The 8222-nt window shown below is 55.8% G+C and carries 5 protein-coding genes and 2 tRNA genes; 6 read left to right on the forward strand and 1 reads right to left on the reverse strand.

Annotated elements, in window-relative coordinates:
• Nucleotides 1-648: 648 nt before the first annotated feature.
• Nucleotides 649-3123 (reverse strand): heavy metal translocating P-type ATPase, encoded by a 2475-nt coding sequence (locus Q0F21_RS03775; protein ID WP_297237544.1) that lies wholly within the window; start codon nt 3121-3123, stop codon nt 649-651.
• Between the two features lie 252 nt (nt 3124-3375).
• Here Q0F21_RS03775 and Q0F21_RS03780 point away from each other — a divergent pair.
• The 6 genes from Q0F21_RS03780 (at nt 3376) to Q0F21_RS03805 (ending at nt 7789) form a co-directional block, all read left to right on the forward strand.
• A tRNA-Tyr gene (locus tag Q0F21_RS03780) sits at nt 3376-3458 on the forward strand.
• 210 nt (nt 3459-3668) lie between these two features.
• Entirely contained in the window at nt 3669-5486 is a 1818-nt protein-coding gene (gene rho, locus Q0F21_RS03785) for a transcription termination factor Rho (RefSeq protein WP_297237546.1), read from the forward strand.
• A 5-nt stretch (nt 5487-5491) separates the two neighbouring features.
• Nucleotides 5492-6190 carry a M15 family metallopeptidase gene (locus Q0F21_RS03790; protein WP_297237547.1) on the forward strand — a complete coding sequence of 233 codons (699 nt, stop codon included), beginning with the start codon at nt 5492-5494 and terminating at the stop codon, nt 6188-6190.
• Nucleotides 6191-6194: 4 nt separating this feature from the next.
• Nucleotides 6195-6911: an SAM-dependent methyltransferase gene (locus tag Q0F21_RS03795; RefSeq protein WP_297237549.1), complete on the forward strand. Its 717-nt coding sequence runs from the start codon at nt 6195-6197 to the stop codon at nt 6909-6911.
• 1 nt (nt 6912) lies between these two features.
• Complete coding sequence (locus tag Q0F21_RS03800) at nt 6913-7533, forward strand: L-threonylcarbamoyladenylate synthase (RefSeq protein WP_297237551.1); 621 nt, start codon at nt 6913-6915, stop codon at nt 7531-7533.
• A gap of 174 nt (nt 7534-7707) precedes the next feature.
• Nucleotides 7708-7789, forward strand: a tRNA-Leu gene (locus Q0F21_RS03805).
• The last annotated feature ends 433 nt before the right edge of the window (nt 7790-8222 follow it).

The raw sequence follows: 8222 nt of genomic DNA on the forward strand, positions 1-8222 counted from the left end.
CCGACATCAAGGAGGATGAGCCTGCCATGAATCCTGCCGCAGGTATGCCCCAGGGCATGTAATTCTGCCTCGCTGAGGCCGAGTACGCACAGCACAGGATAAGTTCTGATAAGGCTGCCGACCCACCAGGGTCGGCAGCCTTATTGCTTTAGGCAATACTTTTCCTACAGAGTAGTATCCGAAGACTCAGAACAGGGGTGACGCATTTGATAGTCGTCCATTAGCAGCGTGACCGCATCCGAAAGGATGCCTAGGGAGTTTATTTCGTATCCGGACGCTTGGGGGTCGTCGTTACATCGGAGATGGGCGATATTTATAGAGACCACCCATCCGGACACCTGGGCATCAGCCTCTCAGACGAGCATCAGATCCTTTACTGTAAAGCTCAAATGCGTCAGCTCTGCGCCCCCAAACTAAACCCGGTATTAGTCATCACTATTACCGGGTTTAGTGATCACTAATACCGGTAATAGAATTCTCCGAACTCTAGCCAGCCCGGTACGACACTCACGGTGCGACCCACAAGGGGTCGCCGTCACATCGGAGATGACCGTTGTTAATAGAGAAACCGCCCATGCTTTTAGTTTCAGCCTCTCTGACAAGCGTCAGATCCTTTACTGTAAAACTCAAATGCGTCAGCCCGGAGACTCAGAGACGCACCGAGCGAAGTCTAAGCGAATTGAGCACCACCAATATGGAGCTCAGGGCCATAGCGGCAGCAGAGACCGCCGGATCGATCACCACAGAGGAGAAGAGACCGGCTGCAAGCGGGATCGCCACGATGTTGTAGATCGATGCCCAGAGGAAATTCTCATAGATGATCCGAATAGTCGACTTGGAGAGATGGATGGCCCGCTCGATGGCGAAGGGCGAGTTACCGAGTGCTGTCACCTGCGCCACGTCCGTTGCTATGTCACTCCCATTTCCCATCGCTATGCTCAGGTCGGCAGAGGCGAGCGCCGGAGAGTCATTGATCCCGTCACCCACCATGGCGACCACTTTTCCATCCTTCCGGAGTTTGTCTATGTAACTCTTCTTATCAAGCGGCAGCATACCGCCCTGTGCCTTCTCAATACCAAGTGGAGCAGCAATGGCATCGACCCGAGCCTGCGTGTCCCCCGAGAGGAGGTGCAGCTCGACGCCGGTCTTCTCACGCAGACGACTGAGAGCTATCTCCGCCTCCGAGTGAAGCTTATCCTCCAGGACGAGCAGAGCAAGCAGATCTCCCTCACAGGTGTAGTAGATAAAGGTGCTGTCCGGATGGAGACTCTCCAGCTGCTGCATTTCCTCAGTCAGCTCCGGGTCGCCGACAAACCGTCTCTGACCCGCCCGATAAGTTTTCCCCAGGTATTCGAAGGCGATCCCACCTCCCGCCGTCTCCGTCACCTCCACCGGCAGGTCCTCCTCTACTCGGTGACCGTAGCGAGATACGATCGCACTTGCGAGCGGGTGGGAGGACTTCTCCTCCGCCTGCACGAGGAGTGACTTCAGTAGATGATTGTCCTCCGTCGCCCACATTGCCTTGACCACTTTGGGTCGCCCGACGGTAATGGTCCCGGTCTTATCGAGTACGACATCAGTTACCTTCCCCAGCTGCTCTAGCGCGACAGCATCCTTGATCAGGAGACCATTGCGCGAGGCCTTACCCATGGCGACGGTGATGGCCGTGGGTGTAGCCAGCCCGAGAGCACAGGGACAGGCGATCACCAGGACACTGATGGCATGATCCAGACCCCTCAGCCACGGCTCCGGGGCATCAGAGCAGAGCCCCCAGAGGCAGAGTGTCAGGAGTGCAATGACTAGCACGGCAGGGACAAAGATCGAGGCTATCCTGTCTGCGATCCTCTGTATCGGCGCCTTGCTTGCCTGAGCTCGACGGACGGTAGCGATGATGCGGCCGAGAAGCGTTTTCCGCCCCACCTGAGTGGCTCGTAGCGTGGTAGCTCTGCCGACGGAGAGCGATCCGGAGAAGACCTCGTCTCCTGCCACCTTCTCCACCGGAATAGGCTCGCCCGTGATACTGCTCTCATCAAACGCACCCTCCGAGAGAAGGACACCATCCACAGGTACTCGATCCCCCTTGCGGAGCATGACCTCATCCCCTACCCTCAGTTCATTGATATCGCGGCGGACAAAGTCTTCTCCTACCCTCACCAGCGCCTCTTGTGGTGCGAGAGACATCAGCTTGCGGATGGAGTCGGTGGTCCGTCTCTTGGCACGCTCCTCTATGTATCGTCCCAGGAGGATAAAGGTCATGATCATCCCGATGACATCGAAGTAGGTATGCATCAGCCCGACTTGTGCCGGCTCCTCAACAAAAATAAAGCGAATGGTACTGTAGACAAAGGCGACCGTCGTACTCATAGCGATGAGAGTATCCATGGTGAAGGTGCCCTTAGTGAGCTGCTTGACAGCCCTGACGAGGTAATCCCCGGAGGCGTAGACATAGATGATTGCTCCGAAGGCAAAGGAGAGAATGTAGGCGAGCTTAGGAGTGATCCCAAGGCTCTCGTAGGTCATCATCAGTCCCATAGCGAGGAGCGCAAGCACAGCAGTGATCACTAACTTACGGAGTAATAGACGGAGAGCACTCTCTTGCGAAATCATCAGCTCGCGATCTTGCAGCTCCGTATCCTCATCGATCAGCATGTCGTAGCCGATGGACCGAACAGCCTCCCGAAGCTTGACAGGTGAGGTCTCTCGATCATCGTAGGAGATGAGCGTCCGTCCCTCCATCAGATTGACCTCCGCCTCGCGCACACCCTTTGTCTTAAGTAGCCGCTCCTGCACCGCACTGACGCAAGAAGCACAGTGCATCCCGGTCACGGTAAAGAGGCGCTTCTGCGAGATCTCAGACTTACCCGTGGGATGAGATGGAGCGAACTTGTCTGAAGTTGATGAACCGGTCCCTGAGAGCACCAGTGTATACCCGGCATCTCCGACAGCAGCAGCAAGCTCTTCCTCACCGGTCGCATCGTCATCGTAGTTAATGGTGACACATCCCTCATCCAGAGAGACCTGCGCAGACTCAACTCCCGAGAGCCTCTCGAGAGCCTCTCGGACATTCTTCGCACATCCCTCGCACATCATTCCCTCCACCCTAAACTTTATAGCTTTTCTCATAGGATATCGTCTCTCTTCATTATCTTGTATTGCAAATGTACATTAAAGTCTCGGGGTTTCGTCGATGCCACTAAGTAAACAAAGTAACTACACTAAGCAACAAAGGGAAGCCGATACCTCCCGGCAAGTCGAGTCCCGCCTCCTAAGATCGGGCGCAGTCCTGTTGCGGAATAGGAACCTTTTATCTACCTTTGCACCAAGAGGAAAGGGTTCATCAGGGTGCAGAATCACACACCTTGTCTCTAACATCAAGCGCAGATACCAAAGTGGCCAAATGGGGCTGACTGTAAATCAGCTGGTTTTCACCTTCGGTGGTTCGAATCCGCCTCTGCGCACTTCATTCATCATTACCCTTTACCCCATCCTCAGGCTCACGTCTCTCACTCTAATGACGTGCTATACTGAGCGACTGGCGGATCGATGCTTCTAACCCCCGATCGGGGGTGTCGCTATGGGACAAGACCTCAGGACTACAAGTGAGATCCCCGACCATCGTATCCGAGTAAGCCGATGGGTCTAAAGTAAATTCATCCAAACAACATCTCATGTACACCATCACTGAGCTCTCCAAGCTAAGCAAAGAAGATCTCGAAAAAGTGGCATCCGACCTCAAGGTCAAGACCTCTCCCGGATCAGAGACAAGGGAGATCATCTATGCCATACTCGATGCACAAGCCGTCCATGTAGCCACCAAGACTAAGGGTCAGTCCACCTCACGCTCCTCCGCAACCAAGAGCAATGCCTCCGGAGCCTCTAACAAGCGTGCCACCAACAGCCGCAGGAAGAGCAAGGAGGACGAGGAGACAAAGAAGGAGGACAAGCCGACTACTCAGAAGGGTCGTGGTCGCACCAAGAAGGCACAGCCGACCACCAAGAAGGAGAACACCACTGAAAAGAAGACTCAACCAACTAAGAAGGAGATCAAGCCTACACCGGAGCCCACTGCCAAGAAGAGCGACGAGACTCAGACCGAGAAGAAGACTGTCTTTGTGAATAAGAATGCCACAGACACGGTACTCGATGATCTGATGGGCATGCTCGCCACCGGTCCTCGCCCTGCCCAGTCCCCCAGTAAGAATAACACCCCCACTGCTCCCAAAGCAGAAATGAGGAAGGAGTCCGCACCCTCCACACAGCGCCCCTCATCACAGGCAGAGTCCAAGAGAGACGAGGACAACACCCCTCAGGAGACTGCCAAAGCCTCTCGTCCCTCCGCATCCGGATCCTACGACTTCGGGGATGCGCTCACTGCCACGGGAGTGCTGGAGATACTTCCTGACGGCTACGGATTCGTCCGCTCCGCAGACTACAACTACCTCTCCTCTCCGGACGATGTCTACGTGGCACAGAGCCAGATCAAGAACTATGGTCTCAAGACCGGCGATGTGATCGAGGCAGTCATCTCCGCACCGAAGAGTCAGGATAAGTTCTTCCCCATGAAGAAACTCATCCGACTGAATGGATGTGAGCCGAAGGAGGTTCGCGACAGGGTTCCCTTCGACCACCTGCTCCCGGTCTTCCCGACAGAGAAATTCAAGCTCGAGGTACCCACTTCGTCCCACGTCTATGACCGGACGGCGACGCGCATAGTCGACCTCTTCTCCCCGATCGGCAAGGGGCAGCGTGGTCTGATCGTAGCTCAGCCCAAGACCGGTAAGACGATGCTGCTGAAGGATGTGGCCAATGCGATCGCCTACAATCATCCCGAGGTCTACATGATTATCCTCCTGATCGATGAGCGACCGGAGGAGGTGACCGATATGCGTCGCAATGTGGATGCTGAGGTGATTGCCTCCACCTTTGACGAGCCGGCGGAGGAGCATGTCAAGATCTCCGAGCTGGTGCTTCAGAAGGCAAAGCGCCTGGTGGAGTGCGGACACGATGTAGTGATCCTCCTCGACTCCATCACCCGTCTCGCACGCGCCTACAATACGGTCCAGCCCGCTTCCGGCAAGGTACTCTCCGGCGGTGTCGATGCCAATGCGCTCCAGAAGCCTAAGCGCTTCTTCGGTGCTGCTCGCAACATCGAGCATGGCGGCTCGCTGACGATACTGGCGACCGCACTGATCGATACCGGATCCAAGATGGACGAGGTGATCTTTGAGGAATTCAAGGGGACCGGCAATATGGAGCTGCAGCTCGACCGCAAGCTCTCCGACAAGCGCCTCTTCCCCGCTATCGATCTCAATGCCTCCGGCACTCGTCGCGATGACCTACTCCAGAGTGAGGATACGCGCCGCCGCATGTGGATCCTCCGCCGCCAGCTCTCCGATATGAATACTCAGGAGGCGATGGAGTTTGTCCTGAAGCAGATCCGTGGCACGGTGGACAATGTCGAGTTCCTCGCATCCATGAATAGCTGATTGCGATGAGACGGATCCGTCGGCGCCTGCTATCGCTTATCACTCTGGGGCTAGCGCTCTGTATGACAGAGGGTCTGGCACAAACCTCTATTGATGTCAAGATGCGCGCCTACGGACTGGTCGACATTTCCGAGGTGGACTCCACCATCATGGTCGACCTCATGTACTCTCGGAGCGACAACTTCATGCAGGCGGATGTCTACGGAGACTTCGCCACCGCTTATCTGACCCCTGACTTTGCAGCCAAGATCGCGAGGGCACAGCAGATGCTGCGGGAGGAGAGAGGAGACCGCTACTCGATCATCATCTACGATGCAGCTCGACCCCTCTCAGTCCAGCAGCGGATGTGGGATCTCGTCAAGAACACCCCGAGCAAGGTCTACGTCGCACCGGTGAGCAAGCGGGGCGGTGGACGGCACAACTACGGCGTCGCCGTTGATATGAGCCTCTACGACAGGGAGTCCGGTCAGCCACTTGACATGGGCAGCCCCGTCGACCACTTCGGCATACGTGCCCACATCAATAATGAGGCGGCTCTGGTCAAGCAGGGACTCATCACGAGAGAGGCGATGAAGAACAGGCAATACCTCTTCCACCTCATGGACCGAGTGGGTCTGAGACCGATCCGGAAGGAGTGGTGGCACTTTCAGGAGCGAAACTCGATCCGCGAGGTGCGGGAGCAAAACCGACTATTAGACTTCTGACGAAATGAAGGGGAAGCTATACCTGATACCGGTCTCGCTGGGCGACAGTCCTGTCTCCCGCTACGCACCGATCCAGAACGTCGAGTTGGTCAATAGGCTGAGCCACTTCGTGGTGGAGAGTGCCCGAACGGCGAGACGCTGCATCCGCACACTCTGCCCGGAGAAAGATCTGGACAACCTGCTTCTCATCGAGGTCGATAAGCACAAGGGGTACAGCTATCCGAGGGAGCGGGTGATGACGCTCCTCAGTGAGGGCGTGGACGTGGGCTTTATGAGCGAAGCCGGCTGTCCCTGCGTCGCCGACCCCGGGAGCATCGTCGTTGCTGACTGCCACAGGGCCGGGTACGATGTCGTCCCGCTGGTCGGTCCGTCGTCTATCATCCTGTCGCTGATGGCATCAGGCTTCAGCGGTCAGAGCTTCGCATTCCACGGCTACCTCCCCTTTGACGGCAAGGAGCGGCGTCAGGCCTTAGGCGAGGCTGCCGCTCGGGTCCGTCGCATCGGTGAGACGCAGATATTTATCGAAGCACCCTACCGAAATGACCGTCTGCTGAGAGAACTGGTGGAGCTACTGCCGAAGGATCTCTCCCTCTGCATGGCGGTGGATCTCACTACGGAGAGTGAGGAGATCCATCGGATGACCATCTCCGAGTGGCGACAAGCCCTCACAAGAGAATCCAGCTGGCACAAACGACCGGCAATCTTCCTAATAGGACAATGATATGTTACTGAAATACTACACCAATGGCACCCCCTCGCCCGTCCTGCTGAAGCAACTCTCGCAGTCACTGCAGGCGGACAAGCTGCTGATCATCCCGACCGACACCGCCTACAGCATCTGCTGCAATGCCCTCAGCATATCGGCTCTCGGGCAGCTTGCTGACATCAAGGGGGTGGATCCGGAGCAGAGCCACTTCACGATCATGTGTCAGGATCTCTCCCAGGCGAGCGAGTACGCCAGGCTGGACAACGAGATGTTCCGGATGATGAAGCAGAATACCCCGGGACCATTCACCTTCATCCTCCCCACGAGTAGCGCCCTACCCCGCATCTATAAGGGGCGTAAGGAGGTTGGCATCCGCATCCCACGGCACGAGCTGGTGCTCTCACTGATACGCTACAGTGGCTCACCGCTCACCGGATTCTCTCTCCCGGAGTTGCCACAGCAGCTAGAGGATATCGCCTACGACTTCAATCCCGAGCTGATCAACGAGCTCTGGGGCGACAAGGTAGAGCATGTGGTGGACGGCGGCATCGGCAGTCTGCAGGAGTCGGCGATCATCGACTGCACCTCGGAGCCCTACACCATTGTGCGTGAGGGACCGGAGGAGCTGAAGCTCTAAGACATTAGTACAGAGCCAATCGTTTTAGGAGAATAAAATTATTTAGTTTCCCCGCTTGCGCATAAAGAGAAAAATAGTATCTTTGCAGGCGAAAAGAAGGAAGGAGGATGACTCTTTGGGAAAAGCGTCCCTCCTGCGAGTAGCAAAAAGACGTTGGGGAGCCACGGACAATTAGCGGCTGTGGCGTAATTGGTAGCCGCGCCAGACTTAGGATCTGGTGGAGAAATCCGTAAGGGTTCGAGTCCCTTCAGCCGCACTCGTTTAGGTAAGATTGATGATTAGTTTTCATAGATTGTAAGTTTTGGTTTTTGACGCTCTAAGCTTTATTTGCTTAGGGCGTATTTTTTTGCCCCTGTGTTACGGCGCATTTCTATTACCGGTATTAGTCGAAACTATTAGCGGTAATAGTTTTCCCTAAACCCGATATTAGGAAACAGCGATTACGGTAGGCTTTTGATGCGGTTGCCGACATGACCATGCCCGTCTCCTGCGGTAAATGTGGTAACTTTGCGTACAACGAGCTGACACCATGACAGAGAGACTTATCAAATACCATAGACGACCCACCACTGCGGTGCACGTAGGCGACCACCTCATCATCGGAGGGGGGTGCCCGATCGTGATCCAGTCGATGGCCAATGTGGATACCAACGACATCGAGGCGAGTGTAGCGCAGGCGAAGCGGATCG

It is taken from the genome of uncultured Porphyromonas sp. (genome assembly GCF_934359325.1).
Classification (GTDB): domain Bacteria; phylum Bacteroidota; class Bacteroidia; order Bacteroidales; family Porphyromonadaceae; genus Porphyromonas_A.